Source organism: Halomonas sp. S3-1-1, assembly GCF_023757625.1.
Classification (GTDB): domain Bacteria; phylum Pseudomonadota; class Gammaproteobacteria; order Pseudomonadales; family Halomonadaceae; genus Vreelandella.
This window is the reverse complement of record NZ_JALGBZ010000005.1, coordinates 49395-69682: the sequence shown is the minus strand read 5'-3', so window position 1 is coordinate 69682 and position 20288 is coordinate 49395. Positions and strand designations below refer to the sequence as shown.

General features: G+C 57.4%; 33 protein-coding genes. 3 read left to right on the top strand and 30 right to left on the bottom strand.

Annotation, left to right across the window (positions count from 1 at the left end; all coding sequences use genetic code 11):
• Window position 1: 1 nt before the first annotated feature.
• From MQW23_RS14860 to MQW23_RS19575, 30 genes are all read right to left on the bottom strand, one after another.
• Window positions 2-256, bottom strand: a complete 255-nt coding sequence (locus MQW23_RS14860; protein ID WP_252108988.1) for a hypothetical protein — start codon at window positions 254-256, stop codon at window positions 2-4.
• A 42-nt stretch (window positions 257-298) separates the two neighbouring features.
• Window positions 299-496: a hypothetical protein gene (locus MQW23_RS14855; protein ID WP_252108987.1), complete on the bottom strand. Its 198-nt coding sequence runs from the start codon at window positions 494-496 to the stop codon at window positions 299-301.
• Between the two features lie 3 nt (window positions 497-499).
• Complete coding sequence (locus tag MQW23_RS14850) at window positions 500-1471, bottom strand: DUF2184 domain-containing protein (RefSeq protein ID WP_252108986.1); 972 nt, start codon at window positions 1469-1471, stop codon at window positions 500-502.
• Between the two features lie 12 nt (window positions 1472-1483).
• Entirely contained in the window at window positions 1484-1912 is a 429-nt protein-coding gene (locus MQW23_RS14845; protein ID WP_252108985.1) for a structural cement protein Gp24, read from the bottom strand.
• Window positions 1909-3015 (bottom strand): DUF2213 domain-containing protein, encoded by a 1107-nt coding sequence (locus MQW23_RS14840; RefSeq protein ID WP_252108984.1) that lies wholly within the window; start codon window positions 3013-3015, stop codon window positions 1909-1911. Before MQW23_RS14840 ends, MQW23_RS14845 begins: the two co-directional genes overlap by 4 nt.
• Window positions 2993-3844: a phage head morphogenesis protein gene (locus MQW23_RS14835; protein WP_252108983.1), complete on the bottom strand. Its 852-nt coding sequence runs from the start codon at window positions 3842-3844 to the stop codon at window positions 2993-2995. The genes MQW23_RS14840 and MQW23_RS14835 overlap by 23 nt, the downstream gene beginning before the upstream one ends.
• Window positions 3837-5084, bottom strand: coding sequence for a phage portal protein (locus tag MQW23_RS14830; protein ID WP_252108982.1), 1248 nt, complete (start codon window positions 5082-5084; stop codon window positions 3837-3839). Before MQW23_RS14830 ends, MQW23_RS14835 begins: the two co-directional genes overlap by 8 nt.
• 12 nt (window positions 5085-5096) lie before the next feature.
• Complete coding sequence (terL, locus tag MQW23_RS14825; RefSeq protein WP_252108981.1) at window positions 5097-6536, bottom strand: phage terminase large subunit; 1440 nt, start codon at window positions 6534-6536, stop codon at window positions 5097-5099.
• On the bottom strand, window positions 6508-7068 hold the full coding sequence (locus MQW23_RS14820; RefSeq protein WP_252108980.1) for a hypothetical protein: 561 nt from the start codon (window positions 7066-7068) through the stop codon (window positions 6508-6510). Before MQW23_RS14820 ends, terL begins: the two co-directional genes overlap by 29 nt.
• Before the next feature lie 184 nt (window positions 7069-7252).
• Window positions 7253-7810, bottom strand: a complete 558-nt coding sequence (locus tag MQW23_RS14815) for an HNH endonuclease signature motif containing protein (protein WP_252108979.1) — start codon at window positions 7808-7810, stop codon at window positions 7253-7255.
• A gap of 96 nt (window positions 7811-7906) precedes the next feature.
• Window positions 7907-8164 (bottom strand): hypothetical protein, encoded by a 258-nt coding sequence (locus MQW23_RS14810; RefSeq protein ID WP_252108978.1) that lies wholly within the window; start codon window positions 8162-8164, stop codon window positions 7907-7909.
• Window positions 8165-8373: 209 nt separating this feature from the next.
• A complete protein-coding gene (locus MQW23_RS14805) occupies window positions 8374-8604 on the bottom strand; it encodes a DUF7940 domain-containing protein (RefSeq protein WP_252108977.1) in 231 nt (76 codons plus the stop codon).
• On the bottom strand, window positions 8601-8978 hold the full coding sequence (locus tag MQW23_RS14800) for a hypothetical protein (RefSeq protein ID WP_252108976.1): 378 nt from the start codon (window positions 8976-8978) through the stop codon (window positions 8601-8603). The genes MQW23_RS14805 and MQW23_RS14800 overlap by 4 nt, the downstream gene beginning before the upstream one ends.
• Complete coding sequence (locus tag MQW23_RS14795) at window positions 8975-9313, bottom strand: hypothetical protein (RefSeq protein WP_252108975.1); 339 nt, start codon at window positions 9311-9313, stop codon at window positions 8975-8977. Before MQW23_RS14795 ends, MQW23_RS14800 begins: the two co-directional genes overlap by 4 nt.
• 330 nt (window positions 9314-9643) lie before the next feature.
• On the bottom strand, window positions 9644-10252 hold the full coding sequence (locus tag MQW23_RS14790) for a lysozyme family protein (protein ID WP_252108974.1): 609 nt from the start codon (window positions 10250-10252) through the stop codon (window positions 9644-9646).
• Between the two features lie 251 nt (window positions 10253-10503).
• Window positions 10504-11139 (bottom strand): hypothetical protein, encoded by a 636-nt coding sequence (locus tag MQW23_RS14785; protein ID WP_252108973.1) that lies wholly within the window; start codon window positions 11137-11139, stop codon window positions 10504-10506.
• Complete coding sequence (locus MQW23_RS14780) at window positions 11136-11336, bottom strand: hypothetical protein (RefSeq protein WP_252108972.1); 201 nt, start codon at window positions 11334-11336, stop codon at window positions 11136-11138. The genes MQW23_RS14785 and MQW23_RS14780 overlap by 4 nt, the downstream gene beginning before the upstream one ends.
• A complete protein-coding gene (locus MQW23_RS14775) occupies window positions 11333-11716 on the bottom strand; it encodes a RusA family crossover junction endodeoxyribonuclease (RefSeq protein WP_252108971.1) in 384 nt (127 codons plus the stop codon). Before MQW23_RS14775 ends, MQW23_RS14780 begins: the two co-directional genes overlap by 4 nt.
• Window positions 11716-11949, bottom strand: coding sequence for a glutaredoxin family protein (locus MQW23_RS14770; RefSeq protein ID WP_252108970.1), 234 nt, complete (start codon window positions 11947-11949; stop codon window positions 11716-11718). The genes MQW23_RS14775 and MQW23_RS14770 overlap by 1 nt, the downstream gene beginning before the upstream one ends.
• Window positions 11946-12326, bottom strand: a complete 381-nt coding sequence (locus tag MQW23_RS14765) for a hypothetical protein (RefSeq protein WP_252108969.1) — start codon at window positions 12324-12326, stop codon at window positions 11946-11948. The genes MQW23_RS14770 and MQW23_RS14765 overlap by 4 nt, the downstream gene beginning before the upstream one ends.
• Window positions 12327-12399: 73 nt before the next feature.
• On the bottom strand, window positions 12400-12855 hold the full coding sequence (locus MQW23_RS14760; protein WP_252108968.1) for a helix-turn-helix domain-containing protein: 456 nt from the start codon (window positions 12853-12855) through the stop codon (window positions 12400-12402).
• On the bottom strand, window positions 12852-13187 hold the full coding sequence (locus tag MQW23_RS14755) for a nuclease domain-containing protein (protein WP_252108967.1): 336 nt from the start codon (window positions 13185-13187) through the stop codon (window positions 12852-12854). The genes MQW23_RS14760 and MQW23_RS14755 overlap by 4 nt, the downstream gene beginning before the upstream one ends.
• Window positions 13184-13690: a DUF1367 family protein gene (locus MQW23_RS14750; RefSeq protein ID WP_252108966.1), complete on the bottom strand. Its 507-nt coding sequence runs from the start codon at window positions 13688-13690 to the stop codon at window positions 13184-13186. The genes MQW23_RS14755 and MQW23_RS14750 overlap by 4 nt, the downstream gene beginning before the upstream one ends.
• Before the next feature lie 122 nt (window positions 13691-13812).
• Window positions 13813-14103 (bottom strand): hypothetical protein, encoded by a 291-nt coding sequence (locus MQW23_RS14745; RefSeq protein WP_252108965.1) that lies wholly within the window; start codon window positions 14101-14103, stop codon window positions 13813-13815.
• A complete protein-coding gene (locus tag MQW23_RS14740) occupies window positions 14100-14357 on the bottom strand; it encodes a hypothetical protein (RefSeq protein ID WP_252108964.1) in 258 nt (85 codons plus the stop codon). Before MQW23_RS14740 ends, MQW23_RS14745 begins: the two co-directional genes overlap by 4 nt.
• A complete protein-coding gene (locus MQW23_RS14735; protein WP_252108963.1) occupies window positions 14354-14551 on the bottom strand; it encodes a hypothetical protein in 198 nt (65 codons plus the stop codon). Before MQW23_RS14735 ends, MQW23_RS14740 begins: the two co-directional genes overlap by 4 nt.
• Entirely contained in the window at window positions 14548-16371 is a 1824-nt protein-coding gene (locus MQW23_RS14730) for a toprim domain-containing protein (RefSeq protein ID WP_252108962.1), read from the bottom strand. The genes MQW23_RS14735 and MQW23_RS14730 overlap by 4 nt, the downstream gene beginning before the upstream one ends.
• Window positions 16368-17294: a helix-turn-helix domain-containing protein gene (locus MQW23_RS14725; protein ID WP_252108961.1), complete on the bottom strand. Its 927-nt coding sequence runs from the start codon at window positions 17292-17294 to the stop codon at window positions 16368-16370. Before MQW23_RS14725 ends, MQW23_RS14730 begins: the two co-directional genes overlap by 4 nt.
• Complete coding sequence (locus tag MQW23_RS14720; RefSeq protein ID WP_252108960.1) at window positions 17291-17491, bottom strand: hypothetical protein; 201 nt, start codon at window positions 17489-17491, stop codon at window positions 17291-17293. Before MQW23_RS14720 ends, MQW23_RS14725 begins: the two co-directional genes overlap by 4 nt.
• 124 nt (window positions 17492-17615) lie before the next feature.
• Window positions 17616-17828, bottom strand: a complete 213-nt coding sequence (locus tag MQW23_RS19575; protein ID WP_502800956.1) for a Cro/CI family transcriptional regulator — start codon at window positions 17826-17828, stop codon at window positions 17616-17618.
• Between MQW23_RS19575 and MQW23_RS14715 the strand changes: the two genes are divergently transcribed.
• The 3 genes from MQW23_RS14715 to MQW23_RS14705 all read left to right on the top strand — a co-directional run bounded on the left by MQW23_RS14715 (window position 17827) and on the right by MQW23_RS14705 (window position 20213).
• On the top strand, window positions 17827-18690 hold the full coding sequence (locus MQW23_RS14715; protein ID WP_252108959.1) for a LexA family transcriptional regulator: 864 nt from the start codon (window positions 17827-17829) through the stop codon (window positions 18688-18690). The two genes, MQW23_RS19575 and MQW23_RS14715, sit on opposite strands and share 2 nt — an antisense overlap.
• Window positions 18691-18746: 56 nt before the next feature.
• Entirely contained in the window at window positions 18747-19610 is an 864-nt protein-coding gene (locus tag MQW23_RS14710; RefSeq protein ID WP_252108958.1) for a P63C domain-containing protein, read from the top strand.
• 225 nt (window positions 19611-19835) lie between these two features.
• A complete protein-coding gene (locus MQW23_RS14705; protein ID WP_252108957.1) occupies window positions 19836-20213 on the top strand; it encodes a helix-turn-helix transcriptional regulator in 378 nt (125 codons plus the stop codon).
• The last annotated feature ends 75 nt before the right edge of the window (window positions 20214-20288 follow it).

Genomic DNA, 20288 nt, shown 5'->3' with positions numbered 1-20288 from the left:
CTCACTCATACTTGTCTTTGAGGTAGGCCAGCACTGCTCGTTCGTCACTTTCAGCCAGGTCGGTACCGATGCAATGAAAGTGCGCTGCATCGGTATTGATCTCGAATGGCTCTGCGCGATACTCGACCTCGATTTGGGCAAACTCATCATCCGCGATGCGGAAGTTGACGCTTCGCACATGCTCTACCTGCATGCCATCACGCTTCAATCGTGTTCCCGGTCCTGAGCCATCGCTCTCGATAGTGAATTGCGACATGCTGGCATCCTCGAATCTGGGAGGGGCGTTAAGCCCCTCGGGTTACTCGCCGGACTTCGCGTCCTGCTTGGTTTCCTGCTTGGCCGCTTTGGTGCGGCCATCCACCTTGCTCAGCACGCCGCGCTTGATCATGCGCTTGATGCCCGGATGACTTTCGTCAGCGGCCAGGGTCTTGCCGGGGGCGATCATCTCGCCCCCGTAGTTGATGACACCCACTGAATCGTTCTTGAACTCGGCCATTGGTTACGCTCCCACGCCTTTGGTGATGGACAGCGGACGGTAGATGTTCACGCCCGAGATTTTGGCGATACAGGCGATCACCATTTCCAGGTTGCGCTTTTCGGCCGGCAGCTGCTCGAACGCGCGCGGCACCTCGATAGAGAGGTTGTCCTCGTCGCGCTCATACATCAGCACCACAGAGTCATCAGCGCCTGACGCGCTGGGCTCGAGCTCGTAGGCGTCGATCATTTCAACGCCCGGATACTGCGCGCTGAACCGCGTCCAGACCGACTCGAAATTTCCGTTCTCGCCGTTGACGCTCTTGCGTGACAGCACGGTCTGGCGAGTCGGCGCGATGCCCAGCGTATTGGGAATGTGGTAGCCGTAGGACTGGATACGCACGGCGTCGTACATGGCGAACAGGTCGTCGAGGATCTGCAAGCCGGTGGTGGCCGGGTCGGTCCAGTTACCGGTGATGACGGTTTCGCCCACGTTCGGGTGGTTGGTGATGCCGTAGAAGCCGTGATCAGCATCGCCGACGAGGCAAACGCGGTTAATCAGCTCGTCGATAGCGCGACGGGCAGCGCGACCCTTACGCTCAGAAAGGGCGACACCCAGCGCCTGCGCTGTACGCATTTCGTCCAGGCTGTAGCCGTAGGCGTCACCCAGGCTTTTGAGCTTGGCGGTCGCTTCTTTACCAGAAACGTCAGCGCGGGGCAGATCGTCGGCGTAGTTCGAGATAAACACCGCCATGCCGACCATATCCCAGATGCGGTAGGTGAACGACTCGGCGTGCTCCGGCACCTCGGTGGACATGGGCACTAGGCGCAGGCCGCGCAGGGGCGCGGTATTTACGTCATAGATGCGAGACTTCACGTAGTCGAGCTGGCGGGCAAGGAAGATGCCCTGATCCTCGCGGATGCCAAGGAGGTCCGATGCCGACATGATGACCGCAAGGTCTGCCGCATCGTAGTTCATGTGGGTCTTGAAGCTCATGATTCGGGTTCCTTATGCGGTTGCGAACGGCGCGGCCAGTTCGATCTTGGCGATGACAGTGCCGTCCTGGAGGGTCTCAGCTTCGGAGCGGAATACGGCGTTGGGCAGGGCGGTACCGGAAGCGTCACCCACGGTGCCATCGGCGGCATACTGGACGGCGCCACCGTTGGTCACGGCGCCTTCGTCAGTTACCTGCGCCCATGCGAGGCCCTTGGTCAGCGTGGATACCATGTCGTACTGGCTGTAGCCGCCCAGCTTGGTGTGATCGTGCAGCGCAAGGCCCGCCAAACGGGTGCCGCCACCGGGGGCAACATTTCCATCAGCACCAACGCCGATCACCAGCCCGAAACCGATATCACCAGCCGCACAGAACGACTCAACGCGGTCGAAACCGGCGTCGGCTTTCATGCCAGCGAACGCCTTTTGCATTTGCGGGATCATTTCGCGTCTCCTTCAACTTTTTCGCCGCGTTGGCGGGCGATCATGCGTTCGCGGGCTGTCATGGCGCCGCTCTGGTCTTGCGCGCCGTCTTGGCGGGCGTTCAGGTTGCCGGTAACGGTCCGGCGCTGATCGGCGGCGTCGTTGCGGCGCTGCCCGGCATCCTTGGTCACGATGTCAAAGGTCGCATCGACGTAGGCGTCTGACTTGTCCGTCAGGTCGGCGTCAGCGCGCAATTTGGTAATGACCTGCTCCTTGATAGCGCGGTCGGTGGCGTCCTGCTTGATCTCGACGCCGTGCTCTTTGGCAGCGGCTTCCAGCTCGACGCGGGCGCGCGCCTCTTTCACTGCATCCTGCTTGAGCTGCTCGATCTCCTTGTCCTTGGCAGCCAGCTTGGCGTCGGCATCATCAGCGCGGGCTTTCTCGGTATCGCGCTGCTTCTCGGCGTCCAGAGCGTCAGCACGCGCCTTCGAGTACGCTTGTGCCACCTCGGGTGCGGCGTCGTACTCGAGACCGTTGTCGAGTCGTACTTTGTTCATAACGGGATCATCCTCGTCAGTGGGTGGTTCGGCATCGTTGCCAATGGTAGTCACGGCATCCGCCGCATCCAGGTTGAGGCGGGCGTTACCGGCCCGGCCCGCTGGCACAACCGCGAGGTGGTTAACGCGGATGTTCGTTTGGATCGCGTCGTAGCGCTCTCCGTTGTATTCGCCGGGGGTCTCGTCGAGGTCGACCGAGTAGCCGACAGATAGCTCTTTCCAGCCGTCTTGCTTTATCACCCGGGGATCATGGATCACGATGTCGCTGACGACGTTATCGCCGTCTTGACGACCCACCGTGGTCACTGTGCCTATCTGGTGCTGCTTAACGTTGGCGGCGTTCACCTTACCCGGGTGCCCCTTGGTGATGGGCTTGTTCCGGTAGCTGGCCAGCGAGTCGGCGTGAAACACGTCATCGGCCCGGCGCAGCTCGCGGCGGATCGTGCCGTTCGGCTGGCGGTAAACGAAAACGCCCGTTCGGGTAAGAACGGGCGCATCTTCGAGATAGTCGTCTTCGGTGTAGCGGGCCTTGAGCGGCACGCGATCATGGCGGTTGACTGTTGTCATTCAGTCGCGCCTCCTCTCTAGTGGGCCAGACACCTTCGGCACGGCACCGGCAATGAATGGGCATACCAGGGTGGCCATCGGGCGGCGGGTGAGACCACCGGAACACCTTGCCATTTCTGGCTCGGTGCTCAGGGCGCTCACGGCCGTCATCGATGCCGCGCCAGATGTACTCCTTGATGCCCACCGCCTTCTGCCTGTACTCGGTGATCTGGGCATTGAGTTTACCAATTTGATCCTCAGCTATGAGGTCAGCCCGATTCATGGGGTGCTTGTACTGCGCCCGGATCTCGTCTTTGACAGCGCTAGTGGGCAGACCCTGCGATATGGCACGAGTAACCACGCCTTGAAGCCGCTCGACGTACTGCTCAGGGATTGAGCGAATCAGCTTGAGGTTCTCCAGCTCCCAGGCGCGCATCAGGCCATCCAGCCACGGCTCGCGGCGGCTGTATCGCTCGCCATAGACGCGCTCAACCTGACGCTGGAGCTGCCGCTTGTTGAACGCCTCGACCCGGGCGCCGTAGTCGCGCACGCCCACGTCGTCAGCCGTGCCCGGCCCACGCATGTTCGCGAATATGCCGAGCTGGCCGATGCCGGTAAGCGCCGCTAGTATCCGCTTGAGCATGTCGGCCAGCCGGTCGGCCCAAGATGACTCATTTGTCGGCTGGTCACCCAGGGCGTCGCCGCGCAATCCCGCCTGAACCACTAGCGCGTCAATCTCAGGCATCAGCAGCTCATTGGTAGCGCGCTGGCATCGGCGGGCGTAATGGCGCAACGTGGTAACGTACTCGGACTCGATGGCCTGCGGGTGCGCCCATTTAGGTTTAGCCATCTTTCACCCCCAGGCCGTAGCGGCCATCGTTGACAGCATCGGCGCGCAGCTCGACCTCGCTCACCAGGCCAATATCGAAGTCCACCTGCCGGGCGTCGGCTTCGGCCTTGTCCGCTTGGGCATTCTTGAACCGCGTTTCAGCCTGCTGGGCGTCAGTCGGCGTCCAGAGTGACGGCCACTTGATCTTCCAGTCGCCCGGCCAAGACGTGCCGCGCTGAGTGCAAATCGCCTTGATCAGCCGATGAATAGCAGGCTGGGCCGATGTGCGTTGCAGCCCCTCGCATAGGTCGTACAGGCCTTCAAGGTCGTTCTCGCCGGTGCTATTGAGCCCCGATGCCGAGCGCCCAAACAACGCCGTGACCGGGATGCCTGTGTCAGCACTTACCGCCACCTGAAACTCGCCCAGCAGCTCCTTAAGGCCAGACACACTCTGATCGTAGACGTTGTAATCGTCATCACTATCGACGGCCACGCCATTCATCAGCGAGCGCACCTCGTCGACCAAGTCAACGCGCTTACGCACCTGCTTCTCGCCGTCGTCCGTTTGAAGCATCTGCACTAGGCCTTTCATCTTGTGCACGGCTTGTTGCTTGCGTTTCAGCACCTCAAGCGACAGCACCAAGGCGCGCTCATAATTGGCGATGGTGGCGAAGGGCTTATCCGCCGCTGAGCGGCCCGCCCAAGGCACAGTCAGCGTGGTGCGGATGCGCTGAGGCAGCGGGTCGCCATAGACAGGAAAAAGGCGCGATTCATGGACGTTGAAGAAGCTCGCTCGGCCACCGGTAAACGCATTAGGTGTGATTTGGTAAATCTCCGGCTCACCGTAGTTGTCCAGGTTCGGGTCGCTGTAGTATCCGCCCGGCGCCACGCTGATCTGGTTCAGCTCGATAACACGAATCTCGGTTATACGGCTAATCTCATCAGGCAGCGGCTCGAATAACTGGCCATCTTCGGTCATCAGCAGCAGGGCGGAGCCGCCATCCAGCCGCGACCAGCGCAGGGCATCAGACATATTGCCCACGAGATCCAGCCGTTTGAGCTCTGCATCGATCACATCTTCGTGATCGTTTTCAACCTCTATGCCACGCGACATTGAGACATCGGCAGGCATGTCAATGACGCGAGCAGGCAGGCCACCCCGGCCATAAATCTCGGCATGATCCACGACACGCCCGCGCCGATTGCGCGCACGGTCGCCGATGAGAGCAGACTGATAGCCGTCCTCGTTGAATGTCGGCATGCTGCCTCCGGGTTAACTGGAAAATACTGCGAATCGAGCCGCGAAATTGTCAGATGCGATCTTATTGAAGGCGCCGCCGCTGGCGTCCACCTGGTCCTTGTACTTGCCGACAGGGAAGGTTTTCACCTCGTCTACATAGGCCTGATTCCACTCTCCGCGAACCAGATAGACGTTGCTTGCTTCGACCTGAACTGAGAATGGTTCTGCACGAACGGTCTTGTCACCAGTAGGGCGCTCAGCGTGGATGTTGTAGCCAGCCAAGTTGCGCACTGTAGCCTCAGCAGACTCCTTGCCACCTGATCCGGGCTCCTGCTCGATCCATATTTCTACGCCATGGCCATCCAGCTCAGCGGTAGCCCTGATAGTGCGCTCACGATCAGCAGCGCCCCATTGCCCGCGCACAACGTCAAGCACATAGAAGTTGCCATCCTGGCCAACGCCCATCTTGACGCCAGCCGTAAACGCGCCACCGCCATCAGTGCCAGCCTTATCCCAGAAGCGAACGACCTTTTGTAGGCGTGGCGCGGTATCGACAAAGCCCAGCTTCTGCCACTCAAAGAAGCCGCCGCCACGCGGGGCAGGCCGCTGCTGGAATTGTCCAGCCACCGCCATGGCACCCATGATTTTCTTGTCACGGTCTACCGTTTCACGGCTAAAGCGCTCAGGAAACAGCAGCTCGCCGTCTTCGGTACGCGGGTCGGTAAAGCCCAGGGTGGTCGTGCATCGGCGCTCAGGCTCGAACTCCATCGGTAGGCACAGATGCTCGTATCCGTAGTCGTCCTCGAGGATAAACCCTGATACGTCTGCTTCATGCAGTCGCTGCATGACAATGACGATGGCCGACGTGTCCGGGTTGTTCAGTCGGGTGGGTAGCGTTTCCTGAAATACCCGCAGAGCCGTTTCGCGGTGAGCGGCAGAAAGGGCGGCCTCGACGCTGTGCGGGTCATCCCACACTACGCGGTCGCCACGCTTACCGGTCATGCTCGCCACCGCACAGGCCTGACGCCAGCCCGTCGCCTCGTTCTCGTAGAACGTCTTCTGGTTCTGGTCACTCGTCAGCGCCGTCGGCCAACGCTCCTGGAACCATGTCGAGTTGATCAGGTTGCGCATCTTGCGCGTGTCGCGAACGGCCAGGCCTTGCTCATGCGACGCGCCAATCATGCGGACGTGGGGCATCGCCTTCGGGCCCCATTCCCATGCAGGCCAAAATACGCTGGTCAGCGTGGACTTCATGGTGCCGGGTGGAATGTTGATCAGTAGGCGGTTAAGGTCACCGTTGGTGATAGCTTCCAGATGCTCGCAGATAGCGTCAACGTGCCAGCCGTGGATGTAGGGCTGGCCAGGCTCTAGCACATGCCACGCCTCGCGAACAAAGTTGGCCAGCGAGCGGGCGCAGTATTCTCGCTCTATAGCAAGCCAATCTTCACTGCTTAGGCTCAGCGCGGCGGGCATTCATTAACTCCTGCAGCGTTTCGTCTGAAAGCGTGTTGGTCTGGATAGTGGATGGTGACTCAGAGGGCGGACCAGCTTCGTCCATACTGTACGCCTGACGCTCACCCTTGATCACCTTGAGCTGCGCATCGACGCCAGCATTGAGAGAGCGGGCGAAGTCGCCATGGTTCGACTCATCGACTTCCATAGCCCCCAGGGCGCGTAGCAGCTTTGCAGATATGCCTCGCCATTGAGCAAGGTCGTTCCGATGAGCCAGCACAACCGACGCCGCTTCGGTAGACGCCTCCTCAACAATCTCCGCATCAGTTCGCGCTGGTTCTTGCGAACCCGATTCGCGAACCTTCTCGCGAACCAGTTTATCGCGAGCTGCCTTCCTGACCTGTTCTGTAAGGTCGCGCTGCCATCCATGCTTGGCGGCGTGCTTACGAATCGCTGTGTCACTTACGCCGTGCTTTTCGGCGATATTGCGGATAGACAAAGAGCCAGCCCGGTAGGCCGACTCAATGGCCTCCCAATCGGGTTTCTTTGCCATATCGTTACCTTTGATCGTTTGTTACCGCATCGGTGGAACACTCTGTGCGCTAACGCCGGGCTCTCCCAGCATTCAGAGCGCTCCCCGATGCAGGCTGCTGGAGCCCGTCGTTTTCGTCAGCCATCACACAGCTCCTCAATCATCGCCCGCTGCTCGTCATGCAATGCTATTTATTTAATGTCACTTAGTTGCTCGGGCGGTCTATATAACCATTTTCAAGCCGAGCTTTGGCGGCAATAGCTGCCGCCTCTTCGGCTGTCCTAAAATACCCAAGCGAATGCTGTTTATTCCCTGCTTTAAAATATGCTGCATACGCTTTATCCCTTGAGTTCCACGAAACACCCGGATAACCGCTAGTATTCCGATTGCTCAATCTTTTGTTTTTACAGTTAACTGCTTGAGGCACATCTCTTAGATTTGATATTGAGTTGTTAAGACTATTGCCATCAATATGGTCAATACCGTTAATTGGAAATTCTCCATATACATATAGCCAAGCCAATCTGTGCGCTTTGTATAGCTTGGTTTTTCCGTTAATACTTATTCCAATTTGAACGTAGGAATACTTACCGTTATGGTTAGTTAATACACACCCAGCTTTCTTGCCTGCACATCGTGCATTAGAGGCATTGCAACCTCTGTTTGAAATAAAATGATTCCTGGGCCTGACGTTCCACGTGAAATCGCCTGTTAACGGGTTATAAGTTAAGCACTCTTTCAGAAAAGATTGACTAATATTCATAACATCGCCTCATGTTATCGCCTCGAAGGAGTGCGGCAGGGGTAGGCGTTACCCTTTTCGACTGGCCGGTCTAGCCGCACGGTTTAATTATATCATCTATTTACTACAGATCGCTTCAATTATAGCGTTTTGCTCATCCACTAACGCCCATAAGTTGTTCACATAAGTCTCGATATCACGAAACAGACCGTCACCCGCTGAGTCCCACACCTCGCCCATATCAACCAGCGGCATGACCGGGTGAGGCGGTACCGTGCATTGCGGCGTGACCGGGACATACTCGACCGTCGAGCACCCACTAACGGCGAAAATGGCCATCGGGCCGAGTAGTAGCAGGGCGGCTATCCGACTCATGCTGCGTCTCCGCTGATTGCTGCCGAGCCTGCGCCCGGGCGTTGTCGATGGCCCGCTCTGCGTCTAGCACGGCGCTTTTGCTCTGCGCCTCGGCTCTCGCTCGTGTAGCTGCCTCTCGCGCTCGATCACGTTGTCCGCCTGTGTAGAGCAGGGCAGCCCCCATTAATCCAGCCAGCAGGGCAAAAAATCCAGCGATCTTGGCCCATACGCTACTGAGCATTGCCGTGCCCTCGCTTGATCCCCGGCTGCTTGATGTTGCGCAGAACAAACGCCGCGCTAGCCAGTGCGGCACCTGCGAGCTGGAACCACTCACTCGGAACCACGCCCTCCCAGAATGGCAGCAGGCCTTGTAGCAGCGTCACGGCAGCGAGTAGTGCCGCTTGGTTCGACCAGAGCTTGTACCAGACCGGCGCTTCGTCAACGAGCTGTATTCGTTTCATCGCTCTACCCCTATCTCGCTCGTCCAGTTGTTGCGTAGTCGCTCTACGTCACTCTCCAGCGCGTTGACCTGACGCCGTAGCGGGCCGAGTCGTCCGTTGGCCGCGTGCATGCTTTGCTCGTTGTCGTCTGCACGGGTCTTTTCGTGCTGCCACGCGCCGATGATGATTGCGTTAGCTGCCATGAGCCCGACACTTACACGTTGAGCCTCGGCGATGGCCTCTTGTTGCTGCTGAATGCGCATCAGGTAAAAATCGCGATGCTCGAGCCGCCGCTGGTGAGCCGCCGCCCATCCTGTTGCCATGACCGTCGTGGCCACCAGCATTAGCGCAACAACCCACAACGGAATGCGGTAGCTCTTGAGTAGCCGTCTCATCGCTTGCCTCGAATTGCATCGACAACGCTCGACGCCAGTGTTTTGAGTTTGAGACCCTGAACGCGATCGCGCATGCCATGAACGCCCATGAGGGCCATCCCAGCGCCTACGCCAGCAGCTGCTTCGACGGGCAGCTTGTACGCGCCGCCGGCAGGAATCCCGCTGAGCCAGATAATCAGGTTGATCGTGCAGAACGCGATGACAGCGCAGACCAGCGCAGTGTTGCGGTTACCGATCAGCCAACTCACGACAAACGCGGGCGTCGCGGCGGCAATGCGTGGATCGTGGAACGGGAATGTCCCGAGCGCCCATAGTTGCGCCAGTAGTTCGGCCATGGGCTACCCCTATTGGTTTTGTCCGGGGTGATCCCTCAACGCTACGTAGGCAACGAGAACAACGAGTTGATAGAGCGTCTGGACTGCCATCCCGCCAGCCGCGCGGTAGCCGGGGGCGATGACATCGGAGATGGTACCCAACCGCCAGGCGACCATGCCGCATGAGATAGCGGCAATAGCGAGCCACACCTGCGAGCGTAGCCATTCGCGGCGCCGATGCCGCGCATACGGGACAGGCCCATGCAGTCGATACTGGCGCCCGTACAGGATCGCCGTCACAGCGGCGAGCGGTAGCTGTATGAGTGCGAAAATGGAGTCGGGGGTCATAGGCTAGGCCGCATCGGCATAAAACACCTTGCGGGCATTCTCGGGGCGGAATCCCTCGAGGTACACGGCGCGCACTTTGGCTGCCACCTCCGCTTTGGTTATCTTGCCGTCCTCGTTAGCGTCGAGCCCTCGGTTTTGCGTGTACGCCCGGGTGCCATCATTGAACAGCACGGCGCCCAGCGGGCTCGAGATGTATTTGGGCATCAGGATCGCCATGTACATGTCCTCAAGACACTTCACGCGGCGATGCCACTGGTACTTGGTGAAATACCGGTAAACGTACTCGAGCTGATCAACGGCGGACATGCGGGCGAGGGCGTCTGTAGTTGTGCCTAGGTCGCGGGCAGTCGCGGGCATGAACTGGATCAAGCCAGTGGCGCCGCTACCAGCCGCATTGCGAATATCAGGCCGGAACGTGCGCCCGGATTCGAACGCCATGCAGCCCATTAGCTCATCAGCCAGGTCAGGCCCCCAGCCCATGCGCTCGCAAATTTCAAATACCTTGTCGATGAACTCGGCGCTGACTTTGGCACCCCATGGCAGCATGAACGGCTGCGGGGTATACGTGGCCGTGCCTTTTTGCGGCACTTCTCGCATGAATAAGAGTGCCATGGCAGACCTCAGTGGAATAAAAAAGCCGCGAAGAAGAGCGGCAAAGCCTCGGGAGAGGCTGCAAGGAGAAGGGTGGGCTGACCGGCGAGAGCAAAAGGGGATGCTTGGATGATTCCCGGTCGCCCTAACGTGAAAGCCCCGCACAGTGGCGAGGCTTTGAAGTAGAGCTGAATTGGCGTAGCTGTCACAGCTTAAGAGTTATTCTAAGCTATCCACTCGCTTTTGCAATTCTTTTTTTGGCGTACAGTGCCTTACGCGGCTTTTTGGAACTCATTTTGCTCAATCCATGCACGGAGTAGGCTCCGAGCCTTAAACGCGCAATCCTGCAAAGCTTTTACGGTATGGAATGGGCGGATAGCTGTTGGCGGCGTAAAGTGCTCCATCTCTTCTTTGCTCATCGAAGCCACTTCTTCGCAAAGTTCTTTCAACTCCTCTCCTTCAGGCATAGCCGTCTTAGTACGAAATCCAATCCGCCTCAAAAGCAGATCCTGGCGCTCAACCATTTGGCGAGCTGTTACCATGAAATCACTATCACCCAGCTTCTCAGGGCGTATGCGCGCAGCTTGCAAAAGCATTGCAGCAGCTTGCCGCTTTGGCAGCCTGTCCAGTAATACTGCGCAAGCACGGTGCCAAGCGCTTTCGGGGTGGTATCGCATGGCGGCAATCATTGCCTGGTCTGACCGACCGCCACCGCCCATTACTTCGCCCGCCATTGCCGCGACACTAAAGGGCTGAAACCCGATGTTTTCGTGCCGCATATCAAGCTGAAGCTCTAACATCGTATCGATGATTCTCTTCACAGCAGCATCGCGGGCAGAGCTGCTCGTTTGCGCCGCGTCCAAAACAGCCCAAGGGCTCGATACGTTCAACCAGTCGTCATACATCATGCCACCACCCCCTTGCTCTTATGCCGTTCCGCCACTCGCCGCGCCTCGTTGCCACTGTCCGCGCTGCCGATCTCGTCGTTTCCGTGGTAGATCAGGAATAGATCAACGCCGCCGCAGGTGTAGCGGCTGATACGATACGCGCCGCAATCGGAGACGATACAGCGGTCGTTCGTCTTGTCTTTGAGTTTCCACTTCACGCCGCCACCTCGCTTACCGGGATAATCTCAACCCACACGCCGGTATCTCCCTTGCGATTGATCACGGCAGGCGTGTTCGTTACGTTGCGCACGTACTCGTCGGTGTCGTCGTGCAACACCTTGGCCTTCACTAGCGCATCCTCGACCAGCTTGGCCGTCATGCTGTTGTTGCTGGTGTCGCGTTTGCGGATGCCCTTGCCGAGCTGCGGCGTGAATACGAGGTCAACGCGGGTCGATATCGGTATTTCGATATCCAGCTGGCCGACCACAGCCTTGACTGCCTTTAGCGCACCATCCTTGGCGCGCTTGCGTACCGACCAGTGCACGCCTGCATAGATGGCGTTGGTGCTTGGGCCGTAGAAGGGAATGAATAGGCGCATCAATCCCCCTCCGGCTTTCCCAGCTCCGCCAGTTTGTCTGGCCTGAACCCGCTCCAGTGGTCATCCCCGGTTACGACAATCGGCATTTGACGATGACCGTATTCCAGAGCCTCACTACGCGCCTGCTCGCTGTCATCGACGTTTTTCTCAACGTACTCGACGCCCATTGAATCGAGCTGAACTTTAGTGAGGCGGCAGGGCTGGCAGTTGGGTTTTGAATAGACAGTGATCATTGCTCCAGCTCCTTCGCCCGCTTCGCACTGGCGATTATGTCGTCCATGTCGGTCATTAGGTCTTTGTGCCCACGCTGGCCGGGCGCCAAGGCTTTCTTGATGAGGTGCTGTAGCGCGCTATTTCGCACATCCCATGCTTGCAATATGTCGTAAACATCGACCCAGACGCCCGGCTTGATCTCGCGGTGGTATTTGCTGTGCGTCGGCATGTTGTCGAGAAACTGATTTGGGCATTCGGCGCAGTAGCGGTCGTCGCCAAGCGAGGGTGGCATGCCGCACTTCTGTCCATCGCTGCAACGCCCGGTAGCTAGAGCGGCAGTGAGCGCTTGGTCAGTGGTTTGATATTGATTCTGCGCATTTATCGTTCTGCCGCTCATAGATCGACTCCCTTGATCTTGATAACGCCCAGCTCAATCAGGCGGCGTAGCGTGCGCGTCTGACCACGACGCATCATGAAACCCAGCCCCAGTTGTCTCCTGATAGCACTCTCGCAACCTGCGATCCGCTTACGCCATATCTCTCAGCAATTGACTTATGCGTTACTCCTGGCCGGTATTCTTGGCGAATTTTTCGAACATCTTCACCTGTTAGTTTTGCCATGTTGTTTTTAGCGCCAAGGCAGCTCCTTTCGCGCAAAGCCATATCTGAAAGATTGCCCTGAGTATCGGTCCACCTGAGATGCCCTGGGTTAATGCAGGCAGGGTTATCACATGAGTGAGCCGCCACATCCCCATATGTACCCGTGATAATAAAAAGCGCATGCCTATGGGCGTACTGAAGAACCCCCTCTACCCTCACCTTTCCATAGCCTGTAGGGGTTTTTGAAAAAGGCCAGACAAAGCATTCGTTATCGCCTACTGCGTGCATTCTTTTCACTTCTCGCTGTAGGTAATCAACTTTTTTCATAGCTTCTTCCCTTTTATTGTGATAACGCCTTTATCAACCAGCCTCCGCCAAGTCCGGACCATAGCTCTCCTGTAATACCACTCACGCGGGCCAGCATCGCCGTGCGGCCACTTAGTGCGCCCATCAATGCAGTCATGGCATGAGTGGCACGCAAATACGGCGGAAATATCGTCACTCTTGCGGCTCAGGCCGTGAGACTCATCCGGCAGGTGAGCGAGCACCGTTGTCTCGGGATTGCCGTTGCAGACGCCAATGATGCCGAGCGTGCATTGCTCACCACGGGCGGCGTTGCGGATATGCTTTGATTCGATACGGGTTGCTTTAGGGATCATGCAGCCACCCCCGGCATTGCCTGAGCCATGGATTCAATCTCCTCGGGTGTGCATTGCGGCCAGTAGGTGCTGGCGATGTGCGTGCAGATACCGCGCACGAACTCGTAAAACTGACCCTGCTCCATGCAGTCAAACGCCAGCGAGCGGGGCTGCTTGTTTTCCAGCACCATGCCGAACTCGGGAAGTTCGGTGCGGGTAACGTCACACTCGATGCCCGACTCAAACTGCAGCTTCTTGAGCACGGCGTGATGGCTCATGCCCGCGAACTGGTCGACGTTCTCAGCCATCAGGCCGCCCAGGGCGTGAGCGAGGCGGTGAAATTGGATGTTGCGCGGGCGTGTCAGGTCGGCGCGGAGCAAATTGCCGATCTTGATGCCGCGCTCCTGCGCCGTGGCCATGTCAGCGGCTCCAGCGGGAACGAACGCGGATACTTCAGCGCCGCTTGTCGGGTCGATGAGCTTCACGGCGCGCAGATAGATGGGCTGACGCTTGGCCTTACCCATGCTCCACCTCCCGCTTTTTCTCTTGCTTCTTTGCGCTCTTGTCGTGCGGGCAATACGCGCAATAACCCCACTTACCGCATGGATTGCTGCCGTCTGGGCAGAGGAATGGCGGGTGTTTGAATCTAGGCATCGGTGACCTCCCGCTGTTGCTTGGTCGCGTCGGCGTTCGCGTCGCCGCCATCAATGCGCATCAGGTTGTTTTCTGCGACCACCCACGCGCACTCTGGGTCACTCGCCATTTCGATTTCCCATGCGTCGCAGTTAAACCGCCATGTGCTTGGCAGGTGTTGCATGCGATCAGGATGCCGCTCTATGCCCTGCTGGGCAGGCACACGCTCAACAGCGACGGCAACGTTGTTAGCCAAGTTTCCGCGCAGCACGACCACCAAGCATCCGGGCTCAATAGGTTTCATGCTGCACCTCCGAACATATCGGCCTGATCAGCGCTCGATTCCTGCGCCGCTTCCAACAGCTCAAGACGAAAACTGGTCGGCCTTTTCCATAGCGCCAAGGCGAGATGGCTTTTTTGCCCGGATAGCGGGCGCTGCCAGTAAACAGCTCGCTCGGTCACCTGGGTGATCGTCAGAGGCTCCGGTAGGCGGTTACAGATTCGCGGGATAATCTGAACACGGTCGCCGACACGCGGATCTCGATAGATGTCTCTCATGCGCTCACCCTCCTTCCAATCCACGCCGTAAACCGGTCACAAAAGCCCGGCTTGGCCAGCTCCACCAGATCCTCGATGCAGTACTTGCGGCGCCCGGAGCGAGTCATGCAGGTGCACAGACCGTCGCCACGCTCGATAAGGACGGTAATGCCCTGGCGCTTTAGTGAGGTGCGTTGTTGTAGGGATAGGGTCATGCGGCAGCCTCCTGACGGTTCGACCAGCTAACAAGCGGAGTAGGGCGGTGCGTTGGCTTTCCGAGGTACTGGTTACTCATGGGGTCGAACCACAGCGCCACGCTTCCCTCTTGGCCAGTAGCGCGCTGCTTGGTCACGATCATCCGAACGTCGCCTTGCTCTTGATACTTGGGTTCGATTTCCTCGCCGTGGTGGAGCTTCTCGGCTTCGCGTTCCTTTGGCTTGTTGCGCCATACCGTCACCACGTTGTCAGCCATGTCAGTCAGGGCGGCACCGCCTCGAACGTCGAGCTTATTGGGCGGGCGATCTTCATCCATTCCCTTGCGGGGGTGGGCCACGAGGTGAATGTGGACTTCCATCTCATGGGCAAATGAGGTTAGTCGGTCGATAGCGCGCTTCTGGGCGTCATAGTCCTCTTCGCCCAGCCCGCACTTGGAGAGCGAATCAACAATGAAGTGGCCGACCCCGTAGCGCTTGGCGGCGTACTTGAAAGCAGCCAGCATTTCATCGAGGTTGGCGCTACCCATCTGGTCATAGATCCAGAGTTTGCTGGTCAGCGCATCCAGGATGCCGTCGATGTATCCACTCGCTGGAGAGTTTGTTCCGGCGGCTTGGCGAACGATGCGGGAAAGCGTGCGCTTGGCCGGCATCTCCATCGAAGCGATGCAAAATTTCTGGCCTTCCTTGACCATGCCGGTCAGACCGATAAAGCCGAGCAGCTGGGACTTGCCGTGGCCATTCCAGCCTGTCCATACGGTGGTTTCGGTCGGGCGAAAACGCAGCAGGTCGCGCGCCTTGTCCCACGGCAGCGGCATTCCAGCGACCTCCACCGGGTTGGCAAACTCGTTTTGAACGTCATCGCGGAATGCATCGACGCTGACCAGTTTTTCAGGGTCGAGAGATTTGGCGTTCTTGTAGCAGCGCTCAATATCGTCGTCAGGAATCATCCCAGTCAGAACTTCGTTCCAGTCCTTGCTGGGCAGCTCGACGATAGAGCAACGTTCGCGACCCAGGCGCTTGATGATCTCCTTGGTGGCAGCGCGCCCCTGATCATCGCTATCCAGCGCGAGGTAAATCATGTCGAATCGGTCGAGGTTATCGAACTCGTACTCGATCCAGCGCTGTTTCTCGCCCTCACCACCACCAAATGGCACCGATAGCGCAGGGTAGCCAGCTTGTGACGCGCTCATGGCGTCAATTTCGCCTTCGGTGATCGTGACGGTGCGAGCGGTCGCTGGGATAGCCTGCCAGCCAAAAAGACATGGCTCTGACTCGGCACTGGCACGGATCTTTTTCTTACCGTCCTTGCGGTCGAGCCCGATCCACTTCATGAAAACCAGCTCAGAATCGCGCAGGTAGGGGAACACCATGTCCCGCCCATCCTCTGCCACACGGAACGCCTGAATAGTCTGGTCTGTCAGACCACGGCTACGCAGGTACTCCATTACCGGACTGGATGCCTGGGGCTTCTTGACGCTAGCCGGGCGCTCTGGACGCTTGTAGGACTTTTGACGCTTGGGCTCAGATAGCTTCACGTCACGAATACCCAGCCAGTCCTTGGCATCGTCCATCGCAGTCTTGAGGTCGCAACCCTTCACGGCACACCATAAGTCCAGCAGGTCGCCGCCCTGGTCGGCGCTAAAATCGCACCACACGCCAGCCTTATCGCCGGTCAGGTGGACGCCCAAGCTTTTTCCTACCGCGCCGTGAACATCGCCAGCGCGCCATTCGTGGCCCTCTTTTTTGCCGTTAGGTAGTAGGTAGGTAGCGACCGTTTCCGCCCTCTGGGCGAGGCGATCCTTGAGTTCTGAGGGCGTCATGCTTGATTCCCCCATGTCACGGTGCCTGCATCCCATTCGTCGATGTGGCACCGGGTTCCGTCGGGAAGAGTCAGATTTCCGTCATCATCAGGCTGGTCGCATCCAGCAGGCAGGGCACGGCCACGGCTGGGCGTGTACTTGATATCCACGTCCAACGCTTCGGTGCGGTTACGATGATCTTCTAGCTTGTGGACTTTGGCGGTGCCGGCGAACTCGCGCCAATGTTCATCAGGGCCGAAAAAAGTGGCGGCGAGCTTCACGTACCGCGTGCCAGCAATTCCCTCTTGCTCGCAATCTCTGGCATAACGGGTCGCACTCTGGATCAGGGTTTCTGCCTTCACGCCTTCGGTGATGCGAGCCTGCCATTTCTTGAACGCGGACTTTTTATTGTCCGGCTTGTGGCGCTTCGGGTACGCCTTCCAACACGACTCAAATTCAGCCGTGTATCCACTCGTGGCATCGCCAGATGCTACATGTGGTTTTAATAACGGTTCTTCTAACGGATCAATAACGGTTTGGGTGTCATGGGTGCTACCCGTCTCCGCGCATCCATGCGACCCGTCTCGCGCACCCATGCGACCCCTCGCATCTGCGCTACCCCTTGCACCAGTGCTACCCGTCTCGGTTTCGTATTCGGGCATTTCGGCGACCATTTTCACGTTCAAATGATACTGCCGAGTCGAGCCCGGTGCGCCGCCATTGGCATTACCGACAACGCGGATAAAGCCCTTGGCGATGAGGTTGTGCATGACCCGGCGAGCTTGGGATTCGCTAACGCGCATTTTCTTGGCGAGCGCCTTCATGGACGGGTAGAGTGATCCGCCTTCGTCGTTGCACCAGTCCGCCAGAGCCAACATGCAGAGCATTTCAGACCCGCCATTTGGCCATTTCTCCCAGACCATTGAGGAAACCTTGATGCTCATAACTTCAGCTCCTGCCAGACGCGATTCTGGTACTCGTCGAACGATTCAGTGATGGGGTATTCAAGCGATTCGATAACCTGGCGCTCCATGAGCGCGTCATCGAAAGCGGCCAGTCGATCCCGGCGAGGTAAATTGCAGAGGTGCCGGTAAACTGTCTGGACATGCGGCGTCACCCGCGCTATATTCTGTTTATTCATTTCGTAAGTCCTCAGAAGGCCCGGAACCTGCTCCCCAGCTGGCCGGGCTTTTTGCTGTCTGGGCGTTTGCCCGATTGCCCTGTAAATCCGAACAGGGCGTTCTTGCCTCGTTAAAAAACGCCAATCAGGCGGTACACTTGTCCTCAGAGTTTGCGCACCGGCCAATAGAGCGGGTTTCGTAAGCACCCAAGATTTTTCCAGCGTCATCGAGTCTCACAAAAATCTCTCGCGTACTGCGGAGCATTTGAGACAAGCCGCTCTGCGTGACGCCGATCTGTCGTGCAACCACGTCCTGGGTGCGGTCCTTCACGTACTCACGGATAGGAACTTCACGCATGTTGAATACCTGTGGCTCATTCATTAACAGAGATAGTAGCACTGCTAATTTATATCAGCAAGTGAGCAAGCGACGTGCTGTTTGCGCCCTTAGTAGCGATGCTTATAAATTACCGGTTATGAAAAAGCCCATACGCACCCCGTTAACGCCGGAGCAAGACGCCGAGGCGATCCGATTAAAGTCCATCTTTGCAGCGCGCAAGGATGCCGCCCGCGCTCGTGGTCAGAAATTGACCCAAGAGGATGTAGCGGCATTGTGCGGATGGGGAGGACAAAGCGCCGTCAGTCAGTACATGAATGGCAAGATCGCCCTGAACCTTGAGGCATTACACAAGCTGGCTAAGGCGCTGGACTTTGAGCCCTCAGAGGTGAGTCCGAGACTTGCTGGAGAGCCCACAAGGAAATCTAACGTCAGCCAGTTAAAACAAGAATCAAATGTCGCACCGGCGCCGCGACTGGAGGGGTATGTGCCTGTTATTTCTTGGGTCCAGGCAGGTGCTTGGACAGAGGTATGCAACTTCGATGATCTTAGCGATGAGCAAGTGCCCCGTCCGCCTGCATGTTCTGAGTCGACCTTCGCCTTGCGTGTGAAAGGGCAGTCTATGGCACCTCGCTACGAGCCTGGATTGATTATCTACGTTGATCCAGATGTAGTTCCGTTTGATGGCGATGACGTGGTAGCGCTACTTGTTGATGATAATGAGGCCACGTTCAAACAGTATGTCGAAGAGCCCGGCGGGAGCCGTATGCTTAAGGCTCGCAATCCCGGTTGGCCTGAGCCATGGGTACCAATTAACGGAAACTGCCAGATTGTTGGCGTGGTCATTGCCACCATGTGGCTGAGGGCGCCTAGGGCGGGGTGATCTGATGAATTCTTTCATGGGCAGGTTTTAAAACCATAACGGAGCAACTTCTTATAATGACAAATGTGATACAGCAACCACCTTCGCCCTTTGCTAAATTCAGAGGAGAGCTTCAGCTAGGGGATAGCTCCGTTGACTGCTATGTCTTGGATACTGGAGAAAGGGTTATAAACCTAAGGTCGGTGGTAAGGTCTATAGCCGATGCTGATAGCGGCGACCTGGCCAAATTCATAGGTGTAAGCAGTTTAAAGCCTTATATAAACAAAGACTTAATCCTGGCCGAACTTGTCGAGTTCTCAATACCCGGAACGCAATTCAAGGGATATGGATTATCTACTTCTAACTTTGAGCTAATCATACGAGGGTATGTTCAAGCGCTTTACCAAAACGCAGAATTGACTGAGCGACAAAGATCTATAGCGATTAAATGCGCCGTCATCAGCTCTGGTCTCACGCGCACCGGCTTGGATGCGCTGGTTGATGAGGCCACAGGGTATCAGTACGAGCGCGATGCAAACGCGCTTCAGCTCAAATTAAAAGCTTTTATTGCTGAGGAATTGCGGGCTTGGGAAAAAACTTTCCCTGATGAGCTTTGGCAGGAGTTCGGTCGGCTAACGGGCTGGACAGGACCATTGCATAGCCGGCCACAATGGTGGGGTAAGCTTGTAATAGAGCTAATTTATGACACCCTTGATCCAGATGTTGCTCAATACCTTCGGGAAAATAGACCTGAAAAAGGTATCCACTGGCATCGTCAGCTTACTGACAATGTAGGAGTTCGGGCTTTAGTATCCCGCTGCTGGGAGGTTGTAGGCTTAGCTAAGAGTTGCGACAACATTAGAGAGCTTAGGGAGCGAGTCGCTCATCATTATGGCCACAATACAGTGCAGCTACCTTTAAATGTGCCACCCAGCCGATAGATAGATAAAATCCATAACCCGCCCGCGAGGCGGGTTTTTTGTGCCTGCAATTCCAGCAAACCGCAGATTATTCATTAGCAGAAAATTTTTTTAAGCCGTCCTCTACTTTTAAAACATAGGTTTATCAGCACGTCGATTAAAATTAGTAGCAATGCTGTTGCAATAATAAATAAGCACTGCTAATTTTACATCCATCGAACAGCGCAACACACCAAGGACAAGGCAATGGAGATCATGCACGACGGTTGGACAGCAGAGGTAAGCGATGAGCGGGGCAAAGGCCTGACGCTATCCGAAGCAAAAGCTTTGATCCGACTAGCCAGCGGCATGACTCAGAAGGAAATCGCCAAATCCGTTGCGCTGAGCCCCAGAACGGTACGCGGCTCACTAGAGCGAGCCTACTACCGCCTAGGCGTCACCAAAGCGGCAGCCGCCGTATCAGTCGCACAGGCAAGGGGCTGGATTCGGTACGCAGGGAAGGTGGCGGTGTGCGGGCTCCTAGCCCTATCGCTGGCCACAGGCACCAACGACGCCATGCGCCGACGCAGCCAGCCCCATCGGCTGACGAAGCGCGAGGTTGAGGTGCAGATGTACGGATGCTGACCGGTTAACAGCAATCGCTCTTTAACAACACATCGACGCCTCCCCGGCTATACAGGGGCGACTACCGGCCAATGC

Bases quoted from the DNA above. Each gene is read 5' to 3' on its own strand.
- MQW23_RS14730 (WP_252108962.1), bottom strand. From the start codon at position 16,371: ATGACGCCCTCAGAACTCAAGGATCGCCTCGCCCAGAGGGCGGAAACG.
- MQW23_RS14720 (WP_252108960.1), bottom strand. From the start codon at position 17,491: ATGAATAAACAGAATATAGCGCGGGTGACGCCGCATGTCCAGACAGTT.
- MQW23_RS14860 (WP_252108988.1), bottom strand. From the start codon at position 256: ATGTCGCAATTCACTATCGAGAGCGATGGCTCAGGACCGGGAACACGA.
- MQW23_RS14800 (WP_252108976.1), bottom strand. From the start codon at position 8,978: ATGAGACGGCTACTCAAGAGCTACCGCATTCCGTTGTGGGTTGTTGCG.
- MQW23_RS14840 (WP_252108984.1), bottom strand. From the start codon at position 3,015: ATGACAACAGTCAACCGCCATGATCGCGTGCCGCTCAAGGCCCGCTAC.
- MQW23_RS14815 (WP_252108979.1), bottom strand. From the start codon at position 7,810: ATGAATATTAGTCAATCTTTTCTGAAAGAGTGCTTAACTTATAACCCG.
- MQW23_RS14755 (WP_252108967.1), bottom strand. From the start codon at position 13,187: ATGATCCCTAAAGCAACCCGTATCGAATCAAAGCATATCCGCAACGCC.
- MQW23_RS14715 (WP_252108959.1), top strand. From the start codon at position 17,827: ATGTTGAATACCTGTGGCTCATTCATTAACAGAGATAGTAGCACTGCT.
- MQW23_RS14835 (WP_252108983.1), bottom strand. From the start codon at position 3,844: ATGGCTAAACCTAAATGGGCGCACCCGCAGGCCATCGAGTCCGAGTAC.
- terL (WP_252108981.1), bottom strand. From the start codon at position 6,536: ATGCCCGCCGCGCTGAGCCTAAGCAGTGAAGATTGGCTTGCTATAGAG.
- MQW23_RS14765 (WP_252108969.1), bottom strand. From the start codon at position 12,326: ATGAGCGGCAGAACGATAAATGCGCAGAATCAATATCAAACCACTGAC.
- MQW23_RS14705 (WP_252108957.1), top strand. From the start codon at position 19,836: ATGGAGATCATGCACGACGGTTGGACAGCAGAGGTAAGCGATGAGCGG.
- MQW23_RS14740 (WP_252108964.1), bottom strand. From the start codon at position 14,357: ATGAGAGACATCTATCGAGATCCGCGTGTCGGCGACCGTGTTCAGATT.
- MQW23_RS14790 (WP_252108974.1), bottom strand. From the start codon at position 10,252: ATGGCACTCTTATTCATGCGAGAAGTGCCGCAAAAAGGCACGGCCACG.
- MQW23_RS14850 (WP_252108986.1), bottom strand. From the start codon at position 1,471: ATGAGCTTCAAGACCCACATGAACTACGATGCGGCAGACCTTGCGGTC.
- MQW23_RS14710 (WP_252108958.1), top strand. From the start codon at position 18,747: ATGACAAATGTGATACAGCAACCACCTTCGCCCTTTGCTAAATTCAGA.
- MQW23_RS14845 (WP_252108985.1), bottom strand. From the start codon at position 1,912: ATGATCCCGCAAATGCAAAAGGCGTTCGCTGGCATGAAAGCCGACGCC.
- MQW23_RS14745 (WP_252108965.1), bottom strand. From the start codon at position 14,103: ATGAAACCTATTGAGCCCGGATGCTTGGTGGTCGTGCTGCGCGGAAAC.
- MQW23_RS14770 (WP_252108970.1), bottom strand. From the start codon at position 11,949: ATGATCACTGTCTATTCAAAACCCAACTGCCAGCCCTGCCGCCTCACT.
- MQW23_RS14805 (WP_252108977.1), bottom strand. From the start codon at position 8,604: ATGAAACGAATACAGCTCGTTGACGAAGCGCCGGTCTGGTACAAGCTC.
- MQW23_RS14830 (WP_252108982.1), bottom strand. From the start codon at position 5,084: ATGCCGACATTCAACGAGGACGGCTATCAGTCTGCTCTCATCGGCGAC.
- MQW23_RS19575 (WP_502800956.1), bottom strand. From the start codon at position 17,828: ATGCGTGAAGTTCCTATCCGTGAGTACGTGAAGGACCGCACCCAGGAC.
- MQW23_RS14820 (WP_252108980.1), bottom strand. From the start codon at position 7,068: ATGGCAAAGAAACCCGATTGGGAGGCCATTGAGTCGGCCTACCGGGCT.
- MQW23_RS14775 (WP_252108971.1), bottom strand. From the start codon at position 11,716: ATGCGCCTATTCATTCCCTTCTACGGCCCAAGCACCAACGCCATCTAT.
- MQW23_RS14855 (WP_252108987.1), bottom strand. From the start codon at position 496: ATGGCCGAGTTCAAGAACGATTCAGTGGGTGTCATCAACTACGGGGGC.
- MQW23_RS14760 (WP_252108968.1), bottom strand. From the start codon at position 12,855: ATGAAAAAAGTTGATTACCTACAGCGAGAAGTGAAAAGAATGCACGCA.
- MQW23_RS14795 (WP_252108975.1), bottom strand. From the start codon at position 9,313: ATGGCCGAACTACTGGCGCAACTATGGGCGCTCGGGACATTCCCGTTC.
- MQW23_RS14810 (WP_252108978.1), bottom strand. From the start codon at position 8,164: ATGAGTCGGATAGCCGCCCTGCTACTACTCGGCCCGATGGCCATTTTC.
- MQW23_RS14785 (WP_252108973.1), bottom strand. From the start codon at position 11,139: ATGATGTATGACGACTGGTTGAACGTATCGAGCCCTTGGGCTGTTTTG.
- MQW23_RS14725 (WP_252108961.1), bottom strand. From the start codon at position 17,294: ATGAGCATCAAGGTTTCCTCAATGGTCTGGGAGAAATGGCCAAATGGC.
- MQW23_RS14750 (WP_252108966.1), bottom strand. From the start codon at position 13,690: ATGGGTAAGGCCAAGCGTCAGCCCATCTATCTGCGCGCCGTGAAGCTC.
- MQW23_RS14735 (WP_252108963.1), bottom strand. From the start codon at position 14,551: ATGACCCTATCCCTACAACAACGCACCTCACTAAAGCGCCAGGGCATT.